This is a genomic window from Micromonospora sp. URMC 107 (assembly GCF_051386315.1).
Classification (GTDB): Bacteria; Actinomycetota; Actinomycetes; order Mycobacteriales; family Micromonosporaceae; genus Micromonospora.
The window spans coordinates 1-22,156 of the sequence record NZ_JBPQTK010000105.1; the positions used below are offsets into that span (position 1 = coordinate 1).

At 75.0% G+C, this 22,156-nt stretch carries 22 protein-coding genes; 6 read left to right on the plus strand and 16 right to left on the minus strand.

The genetic code is table 11. The annotated features are described in order from the left end of the window. On the minus strand, window positions 1–952 hold a 952-nt coding region (locus ACSNN9_RS21475; RefSeq protein WP_436675080.1), incomplete at its 3' end, for a diacylglycerol kinase family protein. A gap of 225 nt (window positions 953–1,177) precedes the next feature. On the opposite strand from ACSNN9_RS21475, the gene lanKC reads away from it, so the two are divergent. The 5 genes from lanKC (at window position 1,178) to ACSNN9_RS21500 (ending at window position 7,716) form a co-directional block, all read left to right on the plus strand. Continuing rightward, on the plus strand, window positions 1,178–3,778 hold the full coding sequence (gene lanKC, locus ACSNN9_RS21480; RefSeq protein ID WP_436675081.1) for a class III lanthionine synthetase LanKC: 2,601 nt from the start codon (window positions 1,178–1,180) through the stop codon (window positions 3,776–3,778). 6 nt (window positions 3,779–3,784) lie between these two features. Continuing rightward, the gene (locus ACSNN9_RS21485) at window positions 3,785–3,904 is read left to right on the plus strand and encodes a SapB/AmfS family lanthipeptide (protein WP_210837191.1); all 120 of its coding nucleotides are present in this window, start codon (window positions 3,785–3,787) and stop codon (window positions 3,902–3,904) included. A gap of 62 nt (window positions 3,905–3,966) precedes the next feature. Beyond that, window positions 3,967–4,095: a SapB/AmfS family lanthipeptide gene (locus ACSNN9_RS21490; protein ID WP_436675082.1), complete on the plus strand. Its 129-nt coding sequence runs from the start codon at window positions 3,967–3,969 to the stop codon at window positions 4,093–4,095. 73 nt (window positions 4,096–4,168) lie between these two features. Continuing rightward, window positions 4,169–5,899, plus strand: a complete 1,731-nt coding sequence (locus ACSNN9_RS21495) for an ATP-binding cassette domain-containing protein (protein WP_436675083.1) — start codon at window positions 4,169–4,171, stop codon at window positions 5,897–5,899. Next, window positions 5,896–7,716: an ATP-binding cassette domain-containing protein gene (locus tag ACSNN9_RS21500; protein ID WP_436675084.1), complete on the plus strand. Its 1,821-nt coding sequence runs from the start codon at window positions 5,896–5,898 to the stop codon at window positions 7,714–7,716. Before ACSNN9_RS21495 ends, ACSNN9_RS21500 begins: the two co-directional genes overlap by 4 nt. A 26-nt stretch (window positions 7,717–7,742) precedes the next feature. Here the strand turns inward: ACSNN9_RS21500 and ACSNN9_RS21505 are convergent, their stop codons facing one another. The 7 genes from ACSNN9_RS21505 to ACSNN9_RS21535 form a co-directional block, all read right to left on the minus strand. Next, a complete protein-coding gene (locus ACSNN9_RS21505) occupies window positions 7,743–8,321 on the minus strand; it encodes a response regulator transcription factor (RefSeq protein ID WP_436675085.1) in 579 nt (192 codons plus the stop codon). Window positions 8,322–8,478: 157 nt separating this feature from the next. Continuing rightward, window positions 8,479–9,084, minus strand: a complete 606-nt coding sequence (locus tag ACSNN9_RS21510) for a response regulator transcription factor (protein ID WP_436675086.1) — start codon at window positions 9,082–9,084, stop codon at window positions 8,479–8,481. An 814-nt stretch (window positions 9,085–9,898) separates the two neighbouring features. After that, a complete protein-coding gene (gene tatC, locus ACSNN9_RS21515) occupies window positions 9,899–10,849 on the minus strand; it encodes a twin-arginine translocase subunit TatC (protein ID WP_436675087.1) in 951 nt (316 codons plus the stop codon). Window positions 10,850–10,867: 18 nt separating this feature from the next. Further along, window positions 10,868–11,194: a Sec-independent protein translocase subunit TatA gene (gene tatA, locus ACSNN9_RS21520; protein WP_436675088.1), complete on the minus strand. Its 327-nt coding sequence runs from the start codon at window positions 11,192–11,194 to the stop codon at window positions 10,868–10,870. A gap of 210 nt (window positions 11,195–11,404) precedes the next feature. Further along, window positions 11,405–11,653 (minus strand): hypothetical protein, encoded by a 249-nt coding sequence (locus tag ACSNN9_RS21525; protein ID WP_393168444.1) that lies wholly within the window; start codon window positions 11,651–11,653, stop codon window positions 11,405–11,407. Further along, on the minus strand, window positions 11,647–12,729 hold the full coding sequence (locus tag ACSNN9_RS21530) for a helix-turn-helix transcriptional regulator (RefSeq protein ID WP_436675089.1): 1,083 nt from the start codon (window positions 12,727–12,729) through the stop codon (window positions 11,647–11,649). The genes ACSNN9_RS21525 and ACSNN9_RS21530 overlap by 7 nt, the downstream gene beginning before the upstream one ends. After that, on the minus strand, window positions 12,726–13,724 hold the full coding sequence (locus ACSNN9_RS21535) for a helix-turn-helix transcriptional regulator (protein ID WP_436675090.1): 999 nt from the start codon (window positions 13,722–13,724) through the stop codon (window positions 12,726–12,728). Before ACSNN9_RS21535 ends, ACSNN9_RS21530 begins: the two co-directional genes overlap by 4 nt. 364 nt (window positions 13,725–14,088) lie before the next feature. Between ACSNN9_RS21535 and ACSNN9_RS21540 the strand changes: the two genes are divergently transcribed. Then, window positions 14,089–15,174: a DUF3866 family protein gene (locus tag ACSNN9_RS21540; RefSeq protein WP_436675091.1), complete on the plus strand. Its 1,086-nt coding sequence runs from the start codon at window positions 14,089–14,091 to the stop codon at window positions 15,172–15,174. 88 nt (window positions 15,175–15,262) lie between these two features. Here the strand turns inward: ACSNN9_RS21540 and ACSNN9_RS21545 are convergent, their stop codons facing one another. The 8 genes from ACSNN9_RS21545 to dop all read right to left on the minus strand — a co-directional run bounded on the left by ACSNN9_RS21545 (window position 15,263) and on the right by dop (window position 22,051). Beyond that, window positions 15,263–15,811 (minus strand): carboxymuconolactone decarboxylase family protein, encoded by a 549-nt coding sequence (locus ACSNN9_RS21545; RefSeq protein WP_436675092.1) that lies wholly within the window; start codon window positions 15,809–15,811, stop codon window positions 15,263–15,265. 146 nt (window positions 15,812–15,957) lie between these two features. Then, a complete protein-coding gene (locus ACSNN9_RS21550; RefSeq protein ID WP_357881543.1) occupies window positions 15,958–16,143 on the minus strand; it encodes a hypothetical protein in 186 nt (61 codons plus the stop codon). A gap of 68 nt (window positions 16,144–16,211) precedes the next feature. Beyond that, the gene (gene pafA / locus ACSNN9_RS21555; protein ID WP_357881540.1) at window positions 16,212–17,570 is read right to left on the minus strand and encodes a Pup--protein ligase; all 1,359 of its coding nucleotides are present in this window, start codon (window positions 17,568–17,570) and stop codon (window positions 16,212–16,214) included. A gap of 323 nt (window positions 17,571–17,893) precedes the next feature. Then, complete coding sequence (prcA, locus tag ACSNN9_RS21560) at window positions 17,894–18,718, minus strand: proteasome subunit alpha (RefSeq protein ID WP_358084148.1); 825 nt, start codon at window positions 18,716–18,718, stop codon at window positions 17,894–17,896. 61 nt (window positions 18,719–18,779) lie between these two features. Next, entirely contained in the window at window positions 18,780–19,619 is an 840-nt protein-coding gene (gene prcB / locus ACSNN9_RS21565) for a proteasome subunit beta (protein WP_192581475.1), read from the minus strand. Then, window positions 19,538–20,155 (minus strand): endonuclease domain-containing protein, encoded by a 618-nt coding sequence (locus tag ACSNN9_RS21570; protein WP_358084145.1) that lies wholly within the window; start codon window positions 20,153–20,155, stop codon window positions 19,538–19,540. The genes prcB and ACSNN9_RS21570 overlap by 82 nt, the downstream gene beginning before the upstream one ends. A gap of 57 nt (window positions 20,156–20,212) precedes the next feature. Beyond that, window positions 20,213–20,428 carry a ubiquitin-like protein Pup gene (locus ACSNN9_RS21575; protein WP_088993750.1) on the minus strand — a complete coding sequence of 72 codons (216 nt, stop codon included), beginning with the start codon at window positions 20,426–20,428 and terminating at the stop codon, window positions 20,213–20,215. 105 nt (window positions 20,429–20,533) lie between these two features. After that, entirely contained in the window at window positions 20,534–22,051 is a 1,518-nt protein-coding gene (dop, locus tag ACSNN9_RS21580) for a depupylase/deamidase Dop (protein ID WP_436675093.1), read from the minus strand. Window positions 22,052–22,156 lie beyond the last annotated feature (105 nt).

Below are 22,156 nucleotides of genomic sequence, written 5' to 3' on the forward strand. Positions count from 1 at the left end.
GCAGCGCCACGGCGTGCCGGATCGGACGGTCGGTCCGGGAGGTGGCCCGGGCGGCGGCCGAGTCGGTGGCCAGGGCGCGCTCGCCGTCGGCGTACGTGGTGATGCCCTCGGCGCTCAACTCCACCACGCGGGCGCGGTAGCTGCGCACCAGCGGGTGCGTCACGTGGGTGCCCCGGTAGATTCGCGGCTTCACCCGCATCAGGGTGCGCCGGTCGAACCGGCCACCCACCACCACGTCGAGCAGGCCGTCGGTCGGGTCCGCGTCCGGACAGATCCGCATGCCGCCGCCGTAGCTGGCGCAGTTGCCCACCGCTACCAGCACGGCGTCCACCTCGTGCGGCACCCCGTCGAGCCGCAACGTGTAGCGGCGCGGGCGCAGCCGGGCCAGTTCCACCAGGATCGCCAGGTCGTAGCGGCGCGGGCCGCCCGGCCAGCGCATCCGGTTGGCGCGCTCGTTGACGATCGCGTCGAAGCCCGCCGCGAGCACCGCCCCGTACCACCGTCCCGTGCCGTCGGCCCCCGTCATCCGCGCCAGGTCCACCGGGCGGGCGCGGCCGTCGCGCAGGGCCGCCGCGATCACGTCGACGGCCGCGAGCGGGTCGGCCGGGAAGCCGGTGTCGGCGGCGAAGTCGTTGCCGGTGCCGCCGGGCACCGGACCGAACGGGACGCCCGTCCCGGCGACCGCCTGCACCGCGCGGTGCACCGTCCCGTCGCCGCCGACCGCGACCAGGGCCGACACGCCGTCCCGCACCGCCGCCCGACAGGCCGCCTCGGCCTCGTCGGCGGTGCGCGCGTGCAACGGGCGTACCGGCCGGCCGGCGGCCGCGAGCCGGTGCAGGACCTGCGGCAGCAGCCCTCGGTGCCGGCCCCGGCCGGCGGTCGGGTTGGCCAGCACGGCGACGGGCCCGTCGGGGGCGACGGAGGGGTGATCGTCTGCGGTCACGGCGAGCACCGTACCGCCACCGGCACGGCGGGGCGCACCGCCGGCCCGCGCGGCCGGCGACCCGCCGGCGGAGCGCCGCCCACCCGGGCGCACCTGACTTTTGTCACGGCCGACCGTGCGGCACGCATTCGTCGTCATGACTGAACGCACTGGAACCGCCATGGCCCGAACGGACAGACTCGTATCCGTCAGCAGGACGAAGGCATCGACCGAACAGCGGAGGGAGTGGTCACGGTGGACGAGCGCTACGACAGCTACTGCGCCGCCGACCGGCTCTTCTACGACTCGCTCGGCAGCGCGGTCGAGCAGCCCACCTTCGCGGCGGCGCGGCGGCCCGTCCCCGACGGCTGGCGCTCCGAGCCGCTCGACGACTGGCTGATCTACGCCCCGGAGGGCGGCACGCTGCCCCAGCAGGGCTGGAAGATCCACGTGTCGGCGACGCTGGACAACGCGGAGCGGGTGCTGGACACCGTCTGGGAGTACTGCGTCCCGCGTGGACTGTCCTTCAAGTTCCTCCGCGGCCCGCGCACCCTGCTGCTGCGCAACTCGAAGTACGCCTCCCGGGCGGCCAGCGGGAAGTTCGTCACCGTCTACCCCCGCGACGACGCCGAGCTGGAGCTGGTCTGCAAGGAGCTCGACGAGCTGCTCGCCGGCGAGCCCGGCCCGTACATCCTCAGCGACCTGCGCCACGGCGCCGGCCCGGTGCACGTCCGCTACGGCGGCTTCGCCGCCCGCTACTGCCACTCCCCCGACGGCCAGGTGGTCCCGGCGATCGAGGACGATACGGGCACGCTGGTGCCCGACCGCCGCGATCCCGTCTTCCACGTGCCGTCCTGGGTGACGCTGCCCGACTTCCTCGGCCCGCACCTGGCCGCCCGCAACGCCACCAGCACCGACGAGGTGCCGTACCGCATCGAGAAGGTCATCCACTTCTCCAACGGCGGCGGCCTCTACGTCGGCCGGGACGTGCGGACCGACACCCAGGTCGTGCTCAAGGAGGCCCGGCCGCACGCCGGGCTCGACGCCGACGGCGCCGACGCGGTCGCCCGCCTGGCCCGGGAGGCCGACGCGCTCCGCCGGCTCGCCGACCTGCCGCAGGTCCCCCGGGTGTACGACGAGTTCACCCTCGGCGAGCACCGGTTCCTCGCGCTGGAGTTCATCGAGGGCCGTCCGCTCAACAAGGTCCTGGTCGACCGGTACCCGCTGATCGACGCCGAGACCACGGACGCCGAGCGCGCCGACTACACCCGGTGGGCGATGGACGTGCACCGGCAGGTCGAGGAGGTCGTCACGGCGATCCACGACCGCGGCCTGGTCTACGGCGACCTGCACCTGTTCAACGTCATGGTCCGCCCGGACGACCGGATCGCGCTCGTCGACTTCGAGGTCGCCGCGCCGATCGACGGCCACCGCCGGCCGGGCCTGCGCAACCAGGGCTTCGCCGCGCCCGGGGACCGCTCCGGTCCCGCCGTCGACCGGTACGCCCTGGCCTGCCTGCGGCTGGCGCTGTTCCTGCCGCTGACCCAGCTGTTCCGCCTGGCGCCGGCCAAGGCCGCGCACCTCGCCGACGTGATCGCCGATGAGTTCCCGGTGCCGAGGGACCTCCTCGACGCCTCCGTACGGGAGATCACCGGCCCCGCCCCGGCGGACGCCGAGCCGGCACCCGACCTCACCGTCGACGTCGGACCGGCCCACCGCGACCGGATCGCCCGGGCGATCCTCGCCAGCGCGACACCCGAGCGGGACGACCGGCTCTTCCCCGGTGACATCGAGCAGTTCCGCAGCGGCGGGCTCAACCTCGCCCACGGCGCGGCCGGCGTCCTGTACGCCCTGCACGTCAGCGGCGCCGGACGGTGGCCGGAACACGAGCAGTGGCTGGTCCGCCGCGCCACGGCGCCCGCCTCCGGCACCCGGTGCGGCTTCTACGACGGCCTGCACGGCGTCGCGTACGCCCTGGAGCTGCTCGGTCGCCGGCAGGACGCCCTCGACGTGCTCGACATCTGCCTGCGCCAGCCGCTGGACGGCCTCGACCACAGCCTGGCGCGCGGCCTGTCCGGGATCGCGCTCAACCTGGCCGAGCTGGCCGGGCGCACCGGCGAGACGGCCCTGCGCGACGCGGCCTGGCGGGCCGCCGAGCGGGTCGTCGACCAGCTGGCCGACGACCCGGGCCCGGACATCAGCGGCGGGAGGAACCCGTACGCCGGGCTGCTGCGTGGCCGGACCGGGCCGGCGCTGCTGCTGGTGCGGCTGCACGAGCTGACCGGCGAGGAGGCCCTGCTGGACCATGCCGCCACGGCCCTGCGCCAGGACCTGCGCCGCTGCGTGGTACGCCCCGACGGCGCGCTGCACGTCAACGAGGGCTGGCGCACCATGCCCTACCTCGGGCAGGGCAGCGTCGGGATCGGGCTCGTGCTCGACCAGTACCTGCTGCACCGCGCCGACGAGCGGTTCGCGGAGGCCAGCGCCGGTGTGCGCCGCGCCGCCCGGTCCCCGTTCTACGCCCAGGCGGGCCTCTTCGCCGGACGCGCCGGCATCGTGTCCTACCTCGCGGCGGACCCCGCCGACCCGCAGCGCTGCCGCGAACGCGACGAGCAGGTCGCCCGGCTGGCGTGGCACGCCCTGCCCTACGGCGACGGGACGGCCTTCCCGGGCGAGCAGCTGCTGCGGCTGTCCATGGACCTCGGCACCGGCACCGCCGGCGTGCTGCTGGCCCTGGCCGCCGCGCGGCCCGACGGTCCGGTGAGCCTGCCGTTCCTCGCGCCTCTGACGGGCGCCCCCGACTCCCTCGCCTCGGCGAGGGCGACCGACCCGACCGACCAGCACGGAAGGAGGTGACACGACATGGCGCTTCTGGACCTCCAGGGCCTCGAGATGGCCCCCGCCGACCGCACGGGCGGCGGCAGCCAGGCGAGCCTGCTGCTCTGCGGCGACAGCTCGCTGTCCGTCACGACCTGCAACTGATCCGAACGCCTTCACCGGCGACATGCAGGGCACGGCCACCCGACCGACCAGCACAGAAGGAGATGATCGACATGGCGCTTCTCGACCTTCAGGGCATGGAGATGGCCCCCGCCGACCGCACCGGCGGCGGCAGCCAGGCGAGCCTGCTGCTCTGTGGCGACAGCTCGCTGTCCGTCACGACCTGCAACTGATCAGGTCATCACGCGAGGCCCTGGGCGGATGGACGTGTCCGCCCAGGGCCGCACGTCTTCTGCGGGAGGACCGATGCGGACGCCGACCGGCTCCGACCGGCTGCTGCGGCGGGTGGTCCGCGACGGCGGCGGCTGGACGGTCCTGCTCGGCGCGGTCGCGCTCGCCGGCGCCGCCGCCGAACTCGCCCTGCCCGCCGTCCTCGGGCTCGCGGTCGACGCCGCCGTCGGCGGCGACGGATCCGTCCGGTGGCCGGCCGCCGCCTGCGGCCTGATCGCCGTCCTCATGACCACCGACATCCTCACCGACGTGGCCAGCGGGTACGGCGCGGCCCGGGCCACCGCGCGGCTGCGCCGACGCCTGCTGCGCCACCTGTTCGCCTGCGACGTACGCACCGTCCGCCGCTATCCGGTGGGCGACCTGGTCAGCCGCCTCGCCGCGCAGGCCGCCGACGCCGGACAGGCCGGCACCGCCGTGGTCCTGGGGGTCGTCGCGCTGCTCCCCCCGGTCGGCAGCGTCGTGGCGCTCACCCTCCTCGAACCGCTGCTCGGCGTCACCCTCCTCGCCGGGCTGGCCCTGCTCGCAGTGCTCATGCGCGCCTTCGTCACCGACGCCTCCGCCGCCGTCGCCGGCTACCAGCGGGTGCTGGGCGTGATCGCCGGCCGGCTGCTGGAGGCACTGGGCGGCGCCCGCACCATCGCCGCCGCCGCGACCGTCGACCGGGAACGCGACCGGGTGCTGGCGGCCCTGCCGCAACTGCGCGGGTACGGCCTGGCCGGCTGGCGGCTGCTGGCCCGGGCGAGCGCCCGCACCGCCGCCGTGGGGCCGCTGCTCCAGGTGGCCGTCGTGGCCGTCGGCGGGTACGCGCTGACCGTCGGCTGGCTCAGCCCCGGCCAGCTCGTCGCCGCCGTGCAGTACGCGGCCCTCGGCGCCGGGCTGGGCGCGGTGCTCGCCACGCTGCACCGGCTGGTCCGCAGCCGCGCGGCGGCCGGCCGGATCGCCGAACCGCTGGCCCACCCGGCACGCCCCGACGGCGCGGCGCCGCTGCCGCCCGGTCGGGGGGAACTGCGCCTGCACGGGGTCGGCGTACGCGCCGAGGACGGGCGGCCGGTCCTCGACGGGATCGACCTGACCGTCCCGGCGGGCGCCACGGTCGCCGTCGTCGGGCGCTCCGGCGCCGGCAAGTCGACCCTCGCCGCGGTGGCCGGCCGGCTGCACGACCCCGACACCGGCGAGGTGCTGCTGGACGGGGTGCCGCTGCGCCGGCTCAGTCCGTCCGCGCTGCGCCGGGCCGTCGGCCACGCCTTCGACCGGCCCGTCCTGGTCGGCGAGACGGTGCACGACGCCGTCGGGCTGGGGCTGCCCGCCGACGCGGCGCGACCGCCCGCCGACGCGGCCCCGGCCACCCCGGCGGTGCTGGCCGCCGCGCGGGCGGCGCAGGTCGCCGACGTCGTCGCCCGGCTGCCCGAGGGCTTCCGCACCCGGCTGGCGGACGCGCCGTTCTCCGGCGGCGAGACGCAGCGCCTCGGGCTGGCCCGCGCGTTCCCCGCCGAGCGGCTGCTCGTCCTCGACGACGCCACGTCCAGCCTGGACACCGCCACCGAACACCGGATCGCCCGGGCGGTCGCCGCTGGCGCCGGCGGGCGTACCCGGCTGGTGGTGACCCACCGCGCCACGACGGCGGCGGCGGCCGACCTGGTGGCGTGGCTCGACGGCGGGCGGTTGCGGGCCGTGGCGCCGCACCGGCAGCTCTGGGCCGACCCGGCCTACCGGGCGGTCTTCGCGCCCGGCGGGGAGGCCCGATGAGCGGCCCCGGCGTGCGCCGCACCACCTGGACGGCGCTGCGTGCCCGCCGCCGGGCGCTGGGCCGGCTGGCCGCCTGGTCGGCGGTCGAGGCCCTGCCGGCGCTGCTGGGCGGGGTGCTCGTGGCCCGCGCCGTCGACCGGGGTTTCCTGGCCGGCGAGTTCGCCACCGGCCTGGCCTGGCTGGCCGGGCTCGCCGCGGCCGTGCTGGTCGGCGCGGCGGCCACCGGGCAGGTGTACCGCAGCCTCGGGGCCGTGGTGGAACCGTTCCGCGACGAGTTGGCCACCCGCGTGGTGCAGGGGGCGCTGCGGGACGCCACCCGGGCCGGCGGCCGGGCGGACAGCGCCACCGTGGCCCGGCTGACCCACCAGGTCGAGGTGGTCCGGGACACCTTCGGCGGGCTGGTGCTGGTGGTCCGCGGGTTCCTGTTCACCGCCGGCGCGGCGCTGCTCGGCCTGCTCGCCCTGGCCCCGCTGCTGGCGGGCGCGGTGGCGGCCCCGCTGGTGGCGGGGCTGGTCGTGTTCGGGGCGTCGCTGCCGGCCATGGTGGCGCACCAGCGGGCGCAGGTCACCGCCGGCGAGCGGCTCGGCCGGTCGGCGGCGGCCGCGCTGGCCGGGCACCGCGACGTCGTCGCCTGCGGCGCGCAGGAGCGCGTGGTGTCGGAGGTGGGCCGGCGGGTGACGGCGCAGGCGGACGCGGAGCGGACGCTGGCCCGGATGGCGGCGCTGCGCAGCCTCAGCCTCGGGGTGGGTGGTTGGCTGCCCGTGGTGGTGCTGGTGCTGGCCGCGCCGTGGCTGGTCCGGCAGGGGCTCAGCGCCGGGGCCGTGCTGGGCGCCCTGCTCTACGTCACCACCGGGCTGCAACCCGCCCTGCACGCGGTCGTGCAGGGCGTCGGCGGCGGCGGCCTGCGCTACGCCGTCACCCTGGGCCGGATCCTGCGCACCAGCCCGCCCGCCGACACCGACCCCCGGCCGCCCGCCGTCCCGCCGTCCCCGGTCTCCGCCGCCGCGCCGTCGCCCGTCGCCGCGGCGGTCGGCACCGGCCCGGCGCCGTGGCCCGCCGCCGTCGTCGATCCGCCGGCGGTCGCGCTGCGGGGGCTGACCTTCCGGTACGGCCCGCACGCCCGTCCCGTCCTGGCCGGCCTCACCCTGACGGTGCCGGCCGGCGATCATCTGGCCGTGGTGGGTCCGAGCGGGGCAGGCAAGTCCACCCTGGCCGCGCTGGTCGCCGGGCTCGTGCCGCCGGAGTCCGGCGCGGTCCACCTGGCCGGCGTGCCGGTCGCCGGCACGCCGCCGGAGGCGCTGGCCCGGATGCGGGTGCTGGTGCCGCAGGAGGCGTACGTGCGCACCGGCTCCGTCGGCGACAACCTCCGCTATCTGCGCACCGGGGCCGACGACGCGACCGTCCTGGCCGCCGTGCACGCTCTCGGCGCCGGTCCCCTGGTGGCCCGCCTCGGGGGCCTCGACGCCGCACTCGACCCCGCGGCCCTCTCCGCCGGGGAGCGCCAGCTCGTCGCCGCGGTCCGCGCCTACCTCGCCCCGGCGCCGCTGGTGATCCTCGACGAGGCGACGTGTCACCTGGACCCGACCCTGGAGGCGACCGTCGAGCACGCCTTCGCCCGCCGCCCCGGCACCCTGGTGGTGATCGCCCACCGGATCAGCTCGGCGACCCGGGCCCGCCGGGTGCTGGTGTTCGACGGCGACCGGCCGCTCGTCGGCACCCACGACGACCTGCTGACCCGCTCGCCCACGTACCGGGAGCTGGTCGGGCACTGGGAGGATCTGGCGCCACCGGCCCGCGTGCCACTCGGCCGGCCGTGAGGACCTGCCGGGGCCGGAAGGGGTCGTCAGATCCAGCCGGCCTCGCGGGCGACCCGCACCGCCTCCACCCTCGTGCGCGCGCCCGCCTTGCGGGCTATCCGGCCCAGGTGGTTGCGCACGGTCCCCGGAGCGAGCCCGAGCGCCCGGGCGACCTCCACGACCGGCGCCCCGGCCGCGGTCAGGTCGAGGATCTCCGTCTCCCGTGAGGTCAGCGGGCTGTCCCGGCTCAGCGCCGCCATCACCAGGTCGGCGTCGACCACCGACTCGCGCCGCGCCAGCCGCCGGATGCCGTCGACCACCCGGTGCGGAGAGACGTCGCTGCCGAGGATCCCGACGGTGCGCCCCGGCACGAAGACCCGGTGCAGGCTGCGCGCCCGGCGCCGGTCGGCGAGCACCAGCACCGGGCACTGCCCCGCCACGCCCGCCTCGCCGACGAGGTCGAGGTCGACGACCGCGACGTCGGGGCGCTGCGCCCGCACCGCCGGCGGGAGCGCGTCGCCCCGGTCCAGTTCCGCCACCACACTGATGTCCGCCTCGGCGGCGAGGACGAGCGACAGGGCGCCACGGACCAGGGCACCGTCGAGAGCGAGCAGGGTACGGATCACCGTTGACCCTCCGGAGCGTCGTCAGACAGATCACGGACCGTCAGAATTCAAACACGTCCCGATCGGTTCCGCTCGGTGAGCGGACCATCACCGTCCACGCCGGACGGTGGGGCCGCGCCGGCACGCCGCGAGCACCGACGGCCCGCGCCCGGACGGCTCACATCCAGCCGTCGCGCCGGGCGCGCCACACCGCCTCCATCCGGTTGCGGGCACCGGTCTTGCGCATGATCGCCGACAGGTGGTTGCGCACCGTCCCGTGCGCCAGGTAGAGCCGGTTGGCGATCTCCTTGAGCGGCAGGCCCTCCGCGGCCACCCGCAGCACCTCCACCTCCCGGCGCGTCAACGGGCCCGAGCCGGGGCGCAGCGCCGACACGGCGGCGGCCGCGTCGATGACCTTCCCCCCGGCGGCGAGTTCCCGGACGGCGTCGACGAGCGCCTCCAGGGACGCGTCCTTGCCGACCAGGCCCCGTACGCCGGCGGCCAGCAGGTCCCCGACGATCTGCTGGCTCCACCGGCGACCCATCGCCAGCACGGCCGTGTCGGGCATCGCCTCGGTGATCTCGGCGACGGCCTCGACCGGGTGCGGGGCGTCCGGCGCCAGGTCCACCAGCACCACGTCCGGCCGGTGCCGACGCACCAGGGCGGCCAGCTCCACCGCCCCGGTCACCTCGGCGACGACCTCGATGTCCTCCTCACTCGACAGTGCCGCGCACAGCGCGGTGCGCAGCAGGCCCATCTCCTCGACAACGACGACGCGGATCAACGCGTGGCTCCGATCTGGGGGGTACGGGGGCGGCGACCGGTCCCGTTGACGGGACCGAGCGGGCCGGCCGGACGGCAGGCGAAACGACTGGGTTCCCGGCCGCGACGACCGGCGGTCAGGGGGCAACGCTGCGGCCAGAGGGCCGGGCGGGCGGCGGGCCGCCGGGCACTCAGCCGGGGCGGGCACTGACCCCGGGAGACCGGTCACCCTGGGCCGCCGGTGCGGGTGGCGACCCGCCGTCGGCCCCCGTCCAGGAGGCCACGCCGGCGTGGGGCACGGTCACCGCCGGGGCGGTGGGGGAACCTGGTGGGCCGGAGGCGTCCGGGACGCCGCTCCGTCCGGTCAGGGCGACGCCGGCCCGGTCCGGGACGGCGGCCCGGGGGCCGGGCAGGGCGACGCCGGGGACGCCGGGCCCCGCGGCGGCTGTCCGCGGCCGGACGAACCGGGCGAGGGGCGTCCCGGGCCGCCGCGGCGGGGAGGTGACCTCCGGCGCGGCGAGAGGTGGACGACGAACCGTCGGGCGACGCACTGGACAGCGACCTCCCTCGTCGGACACGTCGACACATCGTAAAGATCTGCTTACCCGATTGCAGCTCCTGAGTGCCTCATGACGGATTGCCGACTGGGTGCTGACGCCTGACCCGACGTGCGTTAAGGAAGTGGCACACCGCCCGCACGACCCGCGGGGCGGCACCACCCGCGGCGGCCCGCCCGGTGCGACGACCACCTCGGCCCGGCACCTGCCCGCGAACGGCAACAAGCCCCCCGGCGAGGGAGGGCTTGTTGCCGTTCGTCGCGGGGAACGACCGGCCGGTCAGGTCATGTCGTCGTAGCGCCGGTCGATCGGCGCCGGCGCGGCGACCGGCTCCGGGGCGACGATCGGCGCGCTGGCGTCCACCCGCGGCCCGGCCTCCACCGGCTCGGGGTCGAACGTCAGCGGCGACACCTCGTCGTCGTCGATGCCGGCGTAGATCTCCTTGCCGCGTCCCTTCCGCCTGTCGTTGAGGAACGCCACCCCGACGGCGACGAAGTAGAGCAGCGACAGGCAGAGCGCCAGCAGGGTCATGCCGAACGGCCCGGGATCGGGGGTGGCCACCGCCGCGAACGCGAAGCAGATGAAGACCACGGCCCGCCACCAGCTGAGCAGCCGGCGGGCGCTCACCACCCCGGTGAAGTTCAGCATCAGCAGGGTGAGGGGGAACTCGAACGCCACCCCGAAGAGCAGGATCATGTTGGTGACGAAGGAGATGTACCGGGTCACCTCCAGCTGGGAGTCGGTGCCGGTGACCCCGGCCTCCAGCAGGAAGGCCAGGCCCTTGTCCACCACGAAGTAGGCCAGCACGGCGCCGGCGGCGAACAGGGGCGCCGCGATCGCCACGAAGAGGTACGCCCACTTGCGCTCGTGGCGGTGCAGGCCGGGCGCGATGAACGCCCAGAGCTGGTAGAGCCAGACCGGCGCACCGATGATCAACCCGATCCAGAGCGCCAGCTTCAGCTTGAGGACGAAGCCGTCCGCGGGCGCGAGCATCAGGAAGTTCTGGCACTCACCGTCGACCACCATGCCGGGAAGCCGGCAGTACGGCTGCTTGAGCAGGTTGAACGCCGGCTGGGCGAGCAGAAAGCCGCCGATCAGCCCGACCGCGATCGCCAGGGAGGCCCGGAACAACCGGGTGCGCAGCTCGCGGATGTGCTCGATGAGCGTCATCGAGCCGTCGGCGGCCCGCTCGAAGTTGCTCGGGCCGCGCTTCTTGAGGGCGAAGGCCACGGGTCTCGGGCCCTTCGGTCAGTTGTCGCGGACGCGCTGCACCGGGTCGTTGACCGGGGGTGCGTACGGCTGCTGCTGCGGGGCGACGTGCGGCTGCTGCCCGGGAGGCGGCGGCGCGTACGGCTGGCCCTGGACGGTCTGCGGCGGGAGCGGCTGGTAGGCGGACTGCGCGTCGGCCTTCTCGGCGAGGTCGCGGTCGTCGTCGTGCAGGCTCTTGGTCTCGGCCTTGATGATCCGCAGCGAACGGCCCAGCGAACGGGCCGCGTCCGGGAGGCGCTTCGCGCCGAAGAGCAGGATCAGCACGACCACGAGTACGGCGATGTGCCACGGCTTGAGGGCACCCATGGGAAGCTCCAGTCGCTCTGTGTCGTCGTGTGGGGGTGTACCGCAGCCCATCGTACGTCCGCCGACGGCCGCTGCCACCCGCCGGGTGGTGCTGGTTCGCCCCCGGCCGGTGAAGTCTTGACCAACGCGGGACGTCCCGTCAACCATCTGCCGACGGATCGTTCCTGCGCGCAACCGGACCGGTTCGCGCAGGGACCGGGCACCGACCGATCAGCCGCCGCGCTTGGCCTTGATCACGGCCAGCCGCCGCTGGGTGGTGTCGAGCTGCTCCTGGAGGGCCTCGGCCCGCGCCTGGAGGGTCTCGGCGGTCTCCCGCAGCGCCTCCGCCTCGGTCGCACGCCGTTGCAGGGCCACGGCCGCGCGACGCAGCCGGGGCAACCGCGCCAGCACCGGCCGCAGGGCCAGGACGAACACGACGAGCGCGAACAGCACCACCGCGAGCACGATCCACTTCACCACGGCGGCCAGCCTACTGCGTGCCGGCGGTCACCGCCGGGTCGGCCGGGGACACCGCCCGCGGCGTGTCCGGCCCGCCCACGGGCCGCGGGTGGCGCGGCCGGCGGCGGCGAGGCGTACGCGTCGAGAGCGGCGACCGCCGCGGCCCGGACCTGCTCGGCCAGCTCGGCCGGGGCGACCACGGTCACGTCCGGGCCCAGACCGAGCACGAACCGGCGGGCCCAGCCCAGGTCGGTCACGCGCAGCGAGACCAGCCAGTGGTCGCCGCCGCCGGCCTCGATCCGCTCGCACGGGTAGTACTCGGTGAGCCACCGCTCGCCCCGACCGATCCGCAGGGTGATCAGCGGCAGGTCCGGCGACGGGCGGAACACGCCCTCGGTGAGGTCGTGCGGGCGGGCCTGCGGCGGCACCGCCGCCCGCTCGTCCAGCTCGGCGACCGCGTCGATGCGGTCGGCCCGGAACAGCCGCACCGCCTCCGCCCGCCGGCACCACGCCTCCACGTACGCCCGCCCGCCGACCATCAGCATCCGCAGCGGGTCGACGACGCGGTCGGTGGTCTCGTCGCGGGCGGCCGTGTAGTAGGTGATGCGCAGGGCCCGGCCGCTCTCGACGGCCGTCCGCAGCTGCTCCACCCGGTGCGTGTCGGCGGGCAGCCGGACCTCGACCGGCGCCGCCACCAGGTCACCGGCCGCGTGCTCGATCTTGGCGAGGGCCCGCTCGACGGCCTCCCGGTTGGTCACCCCGGGCATCTCGGCGAGCATCCGCAGCGCCACCACCAACGCGAGGGCCTCGTCCGGGGTGAGCCGCAGCGGCCGGTCGATGCCGGCGTCGTAGGTGATCGTCACCCGGTCGCCGTCGAACGCCATGTCGATCAGGTCACCCGGGCCGTAGCCGGGCAACCCGCACACCCACAGCAGCTCCAGGTCCTCGCGCAGCTGCCGCTCGGTGACGCCCAGGTCACCGGCCGCCTCGGCCAGCTCGATGCCGGGCCGGGCCAGCAGGTAGGGCACCAGGTTCAGCAGCCGGGCCAGCCGGTCGGCCGACGCGCGGGAGCCGCCCCGGGCGGCCGGCCGGGTCACCGGACACCCCCGGCGACCGCGAGGTCGTCGTGCCGGGCGGCGATCTCCTTGAGCCGCTGGATGACCGCGTCGCGCACCTCCGGCGGATCGAGCACCCGCACGTCCGGGCCGTAGCCGACGAGCTGGCCGGCGAGGACGTCCGCGTCGGCGTAGGGCAGGACGAGCCGGTCGCCGTCGGGCCCGGCGCTGACGCCGACGGCCCAGCGGCGCAGCCCGGCGGCGCGGCCGGCGGCGACCAGCACGGTGGCCCGCCCGGTGCGCTCCGCCGGCCCCGACCAGCGGGCCACGTGGCTGATCAGGTCGACCCCGGCCGGCGGCTCGTAGCCCCCGGGAGCGCCGGTCGCCCGGACCGTGCCGACCACCCGGGACAGCCGGAAGCAGCGGGTCGCCTCGCGTTCGAGGTCGTGCCCGACCACGTACCAGCGGCCCCGCCAGCAGACCACGCCCCACGGCTGCAAGCGGCGACGGGTGGGGTCGTCGCGGTCGGGCACCCGGTAGTCGAAGCTGACCTCGCGCCGGTCCCGGGCCGCCGCGGTGAGCGGAGCGAACGCCGGGTCCACCGTGACCATCGGCTCCAGGCCCAGCGTGGCCTGCGGGTCCACGTCGACGCCGGCGGCGCGCAGCTTCGCCAGCCCGGAGGAGGCGGCGGCGGCCAGGCCGGCGTGCTGCCACAGCCGGGCGGCGATGCCGACCGCGGCGGCCTCGTCCGGTTCGAGGGGGATGTCGGGCAGCGCGTACTCCCGGTGGGCGATCCGGTAACCGGGCTCGGCGTCGAAGACGCTCGCCGTCCCGGTCTCCAGCGGCACGCCCAGCTCGCGCAGCTCGGCCTTGTCCCGCTCGAACTTGCGCTGGAAGGCCTCGTGGTCACGCGCGTCGTCCGGATCGTGCTCGTAGCCGGGCACGGTCGCGGCGATCTGCGCGGCGGTCAGGAACCGTCGCGTGGAGAGCAGGCAGATAACCAGGTTGACCAGGCGTTCGGTGCGGGTCCGCGACACGCGGTAGACGCTAGCAGTCCGCCCGCCGCGCCCGTGCACCCACGCGGGCAGGACGTGCGCCGCGTCGCGGCCGGCCGGTGAACCGGTCGCCGGGCGGCCCGTCGCCGACGACCCTACGGTCACGTGGTGACCCAGCCGGAGGTGGTAGCGGACGGCCGGGTGGCGGGCGGTGAGCCGCAGCTCGGCCTGGTCGGCGGCCCTCCGCCACCACGATGGTGCCGACGCTGTCGGTCCTGTCTTCCTCGACCCGACCGGCACCGCCGGCCCCCGCGACGACCCGGGGTCGGACTCCCGGCGGCTGACCGCCGTCCGGGCGCGCCGCCCCGGGCGCGCCCGGGCGGGGCGGCGCGCTAGCGTGCCGGGCATGGTGCGATGGCGGTCGGGAACGGTGACGGCGCTGCGACGGCAGTGGAGCGGGGCGGTGGAACTGGACGTCGACCTGCCCGACGGCGGCACCGTACGCGCCCTGGCCTACCCCGCGCTCGTCGGCCGGCCCGAGCCCGGCGACCGGGTGCTGCTCAACGCGGGCGCGCTGCTGATGGGCCTCGGCACCGGCGGGTACGCCCTGGTCGTGGCGCTACCCGACCGGCTACCGCCGGACCCGCCGCAGGCCCTCGACACCCGCGACGCCGGCCACCTGGTCAAGGCCCGCTACACCCCGCTGCAGCCGATCCTGCTCGGCGTCGACGAGGAGGCGTCCCCGCACCGGGAGGTGATGGCCGCCGCCGACGACCTGGCCGGCCTGCCCGTCGTCACCGCCGACCTGCACTCCGCGCTGCCGGCGATCCTGGCCGGCATCCACGCCGATGCCCCCGCCGCCCGGGTGGCGTACCTGCTGACCGACGGCGGGGCACTGCCGGCCTGGTTCTCCCGCACCCTCGCCGGGCTGCGCGACCACCTCGTCGGCACGGTCACCGTCGGCCAGGCGTTCGGCGGGGACCTGGAGGCGAGCACCGTGCACAGCGGGCTGCTGGCCGCCCGGCACGTGCTGCGCGCCGACGTCGTCGTCGCCGCCCAGGGGCCGGGCAACCTGGGCACCGGCACCCGGTGGGGCTTCTCCGGGGTGGCGGTCGGCGAGGCCGTCAACGCCGTCGCCACGCTGGGCGGGCGCCCGGTCGGGTCGCTGCGGATCTCCGACGCCGACCCCCGGCCCCGGCACCGGGGCGTGTCGCACCACAGCCTCACCGCGTACGGCCGGGTGGCCCTCGCCCCCGCCGAGCTGGTCGTGCCCGACGGCCTGGCCCCGGCGCTGGCCGACGAGGTCGACGCGGCGCTGGCGCCCCTCGCGGCGCGGCACACCCTCGTCCGGGTCCCGACCGACGGGCTCGACGCCGCGCTGCGGGCCGCGCCGGTGCCGCTGTCCACCATGGGCCGGGGCCTCGACGCCGACCACGCCTACTTCCTGGCCGCCGCCGCGGCCGGCCGGCACGCCGCACGCCTGCTCGCCTGACCCGCCCCGGCCGCCCGGCCGTCCGGCGCGGGCGCGGCGCCCGCCGGCGGGTCGGACCCGGCCGGGTGGAACGCCCGGCGGCGCTCGGTCAGCTCGCGCCGTAGCCGTAGCGCACGATGTGTTCCGCGGTCATCTCGTACACCGCCGGGTCCTCCGGGGCCAGCGTGCCCAACCCGTCGACGTACCGGTTGAACATGCAGAACGCCGCCGCGATCAGGACCGTGTCGTGGATCTCCAGGTCCGTCGCGCCGGCGGAGCGCGCGGCCTTGACCAGCTCCGCCGTCACGTCCCGGCCGCTGCGCTGCACGGCGCCGGCGATCTCCAGCAGCGCCCGCAGCTTGTCGCTGACCTCGGCCGTCGTCGGATCGGCACGGACCTGGTCGACCAGCCGCATGCCCAGGGGGAGCTGCGCCGCCGCGAACGCCGAGTGCGACGCGCAGCAGAACCGGCACTCGTTCAGCCCCGACACGTACGCCGCGATCAGTTCCCGCTCGCCGGGGCTCAGCGTCGGGTGCGGGGCGCGCAGCAGCGTCTCCGCCAGCTCGTTGAGCGGCTTGGCCGTCTCGGGGCGGAACCGCATCGGGCCGTTGATGCCTGGATGCGCCCGCTCGTCGAGACCGAGGTCGATGTGCGCCATGCCGTCACCCTCCCTGCCGCGACCGCGGCATGCGCGGCCGGCCACCGGAACTGCCCAACGGGCATGACGGTTCCAGCTTCGCCGGGGCCGGCGCAACTTCGAGGTTGCGGCCTCGCCGGACCGGCGGGACGTCGCGTCAGGGCGGCTCAGGCCAGGAAGATCAGGGCCAGCCAGGCGCCCACGATCAGCACCAGCGCGAGCGCCAGCACCCAGGTGGGCACCGTGTACTCGCCGCGGCGGTTGCGCTCGATCTCGGCGCGGATCTTCTCGCGACGGCGCTCGGCCCAGTTCTGTCGCTGGCGGCCGCTCTCGGGAGGTTCGGAAGTCGTCATGGCGCGGTCAGCCTACCGGCCCCGCCGGCCCGGACGGCGGTCAGCACCGCACCGGGCCGGCGTCGCCGTCACATGCTGGCGATCAGCCGCTCCACCCGCTCGTCGTACGCCCGGAACGGGTCCTTGCAGAGCACGGTGCGCTGCGCCTGGTCGTTGAGCTTCAGGTGCACCCAGTCGACGGTGAAGTCGCGCCGCTTCTCCTGGGCGTGCCGGATGAACTCCCCGCGCAACCGCGCCCGGGTCGTCTGCGGCGGGGTCTCCTTGGCCTCGAAGATCTCCGGGTCGGTCGCCACCCGGTCCACCTCGCCGCGCCGCTCCAGCAGCCCGTAGAGGCCCCGGCCCCGGCGCAGGTCGTGGTAGGCGAGGTCCATCTGGGCTACCCGCGGGTGCGACAGCGGCAGGTCGTGCTTGCGCTGGTAGCGCTCGATGAGCCGCAGCTTGGTCACCCAGTCGATCTCCCGGGACACCGGCTCCAGGTCGCCGGTCTCCACCGCGCGCAGCACCCGGCCCCACAGCTCCACCACCCGCTTGGCGGTCTGGTCGCCGCCGCGCCGCTCCACGAACTCGGTCGCCTTGGCCAGGTATTCCTGCTGGATCTCCAGCGCGCTGACCTCCTTGCCGGAGGACAGCCGCACCTTGCGCCGCCCGGTGATGTCGTGCGACACCTCACGGATCGCCCGGATCGGGTTCTCCAGCGTCAGGTCGCGCATCACCACCCCGGCCTCGATCATCCGCAGCACGATGTCGGCGGTGCCGACCTTGAGCAGCGTGGTGACCTCGTTCATGTTGGAGTCGCCGACGATGACGTGCAGCCGGCGGTAGCGCTCCGCGTCCGCGTGCGGTTCGTCGCGGGTGTTGATGATCGGCCGGCTCCGGGTCGTCGCCGACGAGACGCCCTCCCAGATGTGCTCGGCGCGCTGCGAGAGGCAGTAGACCGCCCCGCGCGGCGTCTGCAGCACCTTGCCCGCCCCGCAGATCAACTGCCGGGTGACCAGGAAGGGGATCAGCACGTCGGCCAGGCGGCCGAACTCCCCGTGCCGCGACACGAGGTAGTTCTCGTGGCAGCCGTACGAGTTGCCGGCCGAGTCGGTGTTGTTCTTGAACAGGTAGATCTCGCCCGCGATGCCCTCGTCGTGCAGCCGCTTCTCCGCGTCGACGAGCAGACCCTCCAGGATCCGCTCACCGGCCCGGTCGTGCGCGACCAGGTCCACCACCGAGTCGCACTCCGGGGTGGCGTACTCCGGGTGCGAACCGACGTCCAGGTAGAGCCGGGCGCCGTTGCGCAGGAAAACGTTGCTCGACCGGCCCCACGACACCACGCGGCGGAAGAGGTACCGGGCGACCTCGTCGGGGGACAGCCGCCGCTGCCCACGGTAGGTGCAGGTGACGCCGTACTCGGTCTCGAGGCCGAAGATTCGCCGCTCCATGATGAGACATTAGCCGCCCGAGGCCCCAGATGGGCAGCGCACACCGCGCCCGTCTCACCCGGGGCGCCCGTCGGCCCACCCCCGCACACCGCCGCGCGCCGCCCGGTGAGCGCATGACCGGCCGCCGCGCGGCGGCCGCGTTCGCCGCCGCGTCCCAGGTGGACGCTCGGCGTCCCGGACCCGGGCGCGCTCTCACCCGGGGGGCCCGGGAGCGGCGGAGGCCGCGTGAGCCGGCCTGCGACGGCCCCGGGAACGCCGGCACACGACGGAGCGGGCGGCCAGGCGTCCGGGAACGCGTGGCCGCCCGCTCGGGACGTGCTCCGTTACGCCTCGGGGGTCTCCTGGCCCTCCAGGTCCGCCGAGCCGGCCGACGTGGTGGGCTTCTTCGCCTCCTCGGTCGGGGAGGTCGGCGCCTCGGGGCGGGCCGACACCGGCTCCTCGGCGGCCTTGTCGCCATCGAGCAGCGCGGTCAACGCGGCCCCGGTGATGCGGCGGAACGTCCGCCCCACCCGGCGCCGGTCCAGGACCGCCACCTCCAACTGGTTGGCGGCGATGGTCCGGGCGGCGCCGCCCTCTCCCCCGACGCTGCTCAGCGCCTGCATCGCGACCTTCACCGCCTCGCCCAGCGACATGTCCGGGCGGTGGTGCGACTTCAGCACGCCGGTGATCGCCTCGGCCTGCCCACCCATCGCCATCCGGCCCGGCTCGTCGTTGACGGAGCCGTCGTAGGTGAGCCGGTAGAGCTCGTCGTCCTCGGCGGTGGTGCCGACCTCGGCCACGCAGATCTCCACCTCGAACGGCTTCGACTGCTCGGTGAAGATGGCGCCCAGGGTCTGCGCGAACGCGTTCGCCAGGGCCCGGCCGGTGACGTCGCGCCGGTCGTAGCTCAGGCCGTTGAGGTCGGCCATCCGCACGCCGGCGCGGCGCAGGTTCTCGAACTCGTTGTAGCGGCCGACGGCCGCGAAGCCGATCCGGTCGTAGATCTCACTGACCTTGTGCAGGGCGCTGGAGAGGTTCTCGGCGACGAAGAGCACCCCGCCCTCGTAGCTCAGGACCACCGCGCTGCGGCCCCGGGCGATGCCCTTGCGGGCCAGCTCGGAGCGGTCGCGCATGATCTGCTCGGGCGAGGCGTAGAACTGCATGGCCACGGCGGCGGTTCTCCTTAGGGCGCTGTGCTGACGGCTGCTGACTGGTGCGGGCGGGAGCGGATCAACCGCCCGGGTTCTCCATCCGGCCGGAGACCACGCTCTCGGCGATCGCCGACATCTCCTCGTCGGTGAGCCGGTGGGTGCCCTCCGCCGTCGCCGTCATGACCACCGGGTAGATCCGCCGGATCAGGTCCGGGCCGCCCGTCGCGGTGTCGTCGTCGGCCGCGTCGTAGAGCGCCTCGACCGCGAGCCGGACCGCCTCGTCGATGGAGAGCCCCGGCTGGAAGCGCTTCTTCAGCGCCGACCGGGCGAAGAGCGAGCCGGAGCCGATCGCGTCGTAGCCGGTCTCCTCGTAGGGGCCGCCGGTGACGTCGAAGCTGAAGATGCGGCCGGCCCGCGCCGGGTCCTTCGCGGCCAGGTCGTAGCCGGCGAAGAGCGGGATCACCGCGAGACCCTGCATCGCGGCGCCCAGGTTGCCGCGGATCATCGAGGCGAGCCGGTTGGCCTTGCCGTCGAGCGAGAGCATCGCGCCCTCGATCTTCTCGTAGTGCTCCAGCTCCACCTGGAACAGTCGCATCAGCTCGATGCCGATCCCCGCCGTGCCGGCGATGCCGACCAGGGAGTAAGCGTCGGCCGGGTGCACCTTCTCGATGTCGCGCTGGGCGATCAGGTTGCCCATGGTGGCCCGCCGGTCGCCGGCCATCACGACGCCGCCGGCGGCCGAGATGGCCACGATGGTCGTCGCGTGCGGCGCCATGTCGGCGGCCATACCCGGCGGCAGTGGCCGGCGGCCGGGCAGCATCTCGGGGGCCACCTTGCTCAGGAACGAGGTGAAGGAGGACGTCCCCGCGTTGGTGAACACATCTGGTAGACGCCCGGATGGATCAAAACCCGCTGCCACGTGGTTCCTCTCAGATATGTGATCGCCCCGGCCAGCCGCGACTGATCGTCACGGAACTGGCCGAGACCACCGTTGCAGTTGAAGCACAATATCCCGCGCACCCACCCGGTGCGATGGTCGTGGTCCAGATGTTGCGGGTCCGGTGTGCCACAGATCGCGCAGACCCCGCCCTGCTCGGCCAGGAGCTCCTGGAACTCCTTCTCCCCGACGCCGTAGCGCCGCCGCAGGTGGTACTCGCGCGTGCCGCCGTACAGGCGCTGAGCGGTCTCCCTGCCACGCGCGTTGTGGCAGGGCTTGCAGTAGCTGTGCCGGCCGCTGCTCTTGGTGGTGCGCGGAAACTCGTCGACCGGCTTGACCTGGTCGCAGTCCGGGCACCACTTGAGCCCTTCGCCGACCGGGGTGGCCGACCGCTTCTGCGGCCCGATGCCACGCCTGCGGCGGCTCGCCGTCGAGCGAGCCGCCGCACACGACTTGCAGTAGTAGGCGAGCCCGTCCGCCCGTCGCCGGTTGCGGTGGAACTCGGCGGCGGGCAGCAATCGGTCACACTGGGGGCATACCTTGCCCGACGCTTGAGGCGAATCGGGCATACAGTATCACTCCCCCCCTTTCTGGACATAGCCGCGCACGAATTCCTCGGCGTTCTCCTCGAGGACGGAGTCGATCTCGTCGAGCAGGTCGTCGACGTCCTCGGTGATCTCGGCGTGCCGCTCCGCCACCTCCGGGTTCGCCTCGGTGGTGACGTCCTCGATCTCCTCGCCCTGACGCGACTTGCCCGACTGCGACTGCCCGCCGCTGTCACGAGTGGCCATTGCTGCCTCCTCCACGATCGCCTGCGATCAACTTACCTCGCGGAGGCGACGAAAAGCCCGCCGCGCGCCGGCTTCGGCGCACGGCGGGAATCCGTCGACGACGCCTCAGCCGCCGGTGAGGGTCTCCAACAGGTCCTTCGCGCTGGGGCAGCGGTCGAAGAGCGCGCCCACGTGCTTGCGGGTGCCGCGCTCCGGCTCCATCATCGGCACCCGCACCAGCGACTCCCGGCCGACGTCGAAGATGACCGAGTCCCAGCTGGCCGCGACCACCTCGGAGGCGTACTGGGCCAGGCAGCGGCCGCGGAAGTAGGCCCGGGTGTCCTCCGGCGGCTCGGTCATCGCGGTACGGGTCTGCTCGTCGTCGAGCAGCGTCTTCATCGCGCCCCGGGAGACCAGCCGGTGGTAGAGGCCCTTCTCCGGGCGTACGTCGGAGTACTGGAGGTCGACCAGCTGAAGCTTGTGCGAGCCCCAGCCGAGCTGCTCCCGCTCCCGGTAGCCCTCCAGCAGCCGCAGCTTGGCCACCCAGTCCAGCTCGTCGGCGCAGAGCATGACGTCGCGGCCCAGCCGGTCGAGCACGCGCTCCCAGCGGGCGAGCACGTCGAGGGTCTGCTCGTCGGCGTCGGCGCCGTAGCGGTCGTCCACGAAGGACCGGACCCGCTCGTAGTAGGCCCACTGCACGTCCAGGGCGGTCAGCCGTCGCCCGTCGCGCAGCCGCATGCGGTGCGACAGGGACGGGTCGTGGCTGACGGCGCGCAGCTCGCTGACCGGGTCGGCGATGCCGAGGTCGGCGCCGAGCGCCTTCTCCTCGATCATCGTGAGGATCAGGGCCGTCGTGCCGACCTTGAGGTACGTGGAGATCTCCGACAGGTTCGCGTCGCCGATGATGACGTGCAGCCGGCGGTACTTGTCGGCGTCGGCGTGCGGCTCGTCGCGGGTGTTGATGATCGGCCGCTTGAGGGTGGTCTCCAGGCCGACCTCGACCTCGAAAAAGTCCGCACGCTGGGAGATCTGGAAGCCGCTCTGCCCGCCGTCCTGGCCGATGCCGACCCGGCCGGCGCCGCAGACGATCTGCCGGGTCACGAAGAACGGCGTCAGGTACGCGACGATGTCGGCGAACGGCGTCTGGCGTCGCATCAGGTAGTTCTCGTGCGAGCCGTAGCTGGCGCCCTTGTTGTCGGTGTTGTTCTTGTAGAGGTGGATCGGCTGGGTGCCGGGGATGGTGGCGGCGCGGCGGGCCGCCTCGGCCATCACCCGCTCCCCCGCCTTGTCCCAGCGCACCACGTCCAGCGGGTTGGTCACCTCGGGGGTGGAGTATTCCGGATGCGCGTGGTCGACGTAGAGCCTCGCCCCGTTGGTGAGTATCACGTTGGCCAGCCCGAGGTCCTCGTCGGCGAGTGCCTCGGCCGGGTCGTACGCGGCGCCGGAGTAGGTGAAGCCGCGCGCGTCCCGCAGCGGCGACTCCTCCTCGTAGTCCCAGCGGGCGCGGCCACCCCGGTTGAGTTCCGGACGCGCCCCGTAGGCGTTGACCACCTGGGAGGAGGTGACCATGGGGTTGGCCCCGGCCTGGCCGGGAACGGAGATGCCGTACTCGACCTCGGTGCCCATGATCCGTCTTACGCTCATCGACCTACCCGCTTCGCTCGCCCGACCCGGTCCCCCGTCACGTCGAGCGTAGTCGGCCGCGCGGCGCAAGGGGGCGCGGCGGACCGGGGCGACGGGGCACGGGGG

Coding starts and splice junctions, on each gene's coding strand:
- ACSNN9_RS21485 (WP_210837191.1), top strand. CDS start 3,785: ATGGCGCTTCTGGACCTCCAGGGCCTCGAGATGGCCCCCGCCGACCGC.
- ACSNN9_RS21490 (WP_436675082.1), top strand. CDS start 3,967: ATGATCGACATGGCGCTTCTCGACCTTCAGGGCATGGAGATGGCCCCC.
- ACSNN9_RS21495 (WP_436675083.1), top strand. CDS start 4,169: ATGCGGACGCCGACCGGCTCCGACCGGCTGCTGCGGCGGGTGGTCCGC.
- ACSNN9_RS21500 (WP_436675084.1), top strand. CDS start 5,896: ATGAGCGGCCCCGGCGTGCGCCGCACCACCTGGACGGCGCTGCGTGCC.
- tatA (WP_436675088.1), bottom strand. CDS start 11,194: ATGGGTGCCCTCAAGCCGTGGCACATCGCCGTACTCGTGGTCGTGCTG.
- ACSNN9_RS21540 (WP_436675091.1), top strand. CDS start 14,089: ATGGTGCGATGGCGGTCGGGAACGGTGACGGCGCTGCGACGGCAGTGG.
- ACSNN9_RS21545 (WP_436675092.1), bottom strand. CDS start 15,811: ATGGCGCACATCGACCTCGGTCTCGACGAGCGGGCGCATCCAGGCATC.
- ACSNN9_RS21550 (WP_357881543.1), bottom strand. CDS start 16,143: ATGACGACTTCCGAACCTCCCGAGAGCGGCCGCCAGCGACAGAACTGG.
- pafA (WP_357881540.1), bottom strand. CDS start 17,570: ATGGAGCGGCGAATCTTCGGCCTCGAGACCGAGTACGGCGTCACCTGC.
- ACSNN9_RS21575 (WP_088993750.1), bottom strand. CDS start 20,428: ATGGCCACTCGTGACAGCGGCGGGCAGTCGCAGTCGGGCAAGTCGCGT.
- dop (WP_436675093.1), bottom strand. CDS start 22,051: ATGAGCGTAAGACGGATCATGGGCACCGAGGTCGAGTACGGCATCTCC.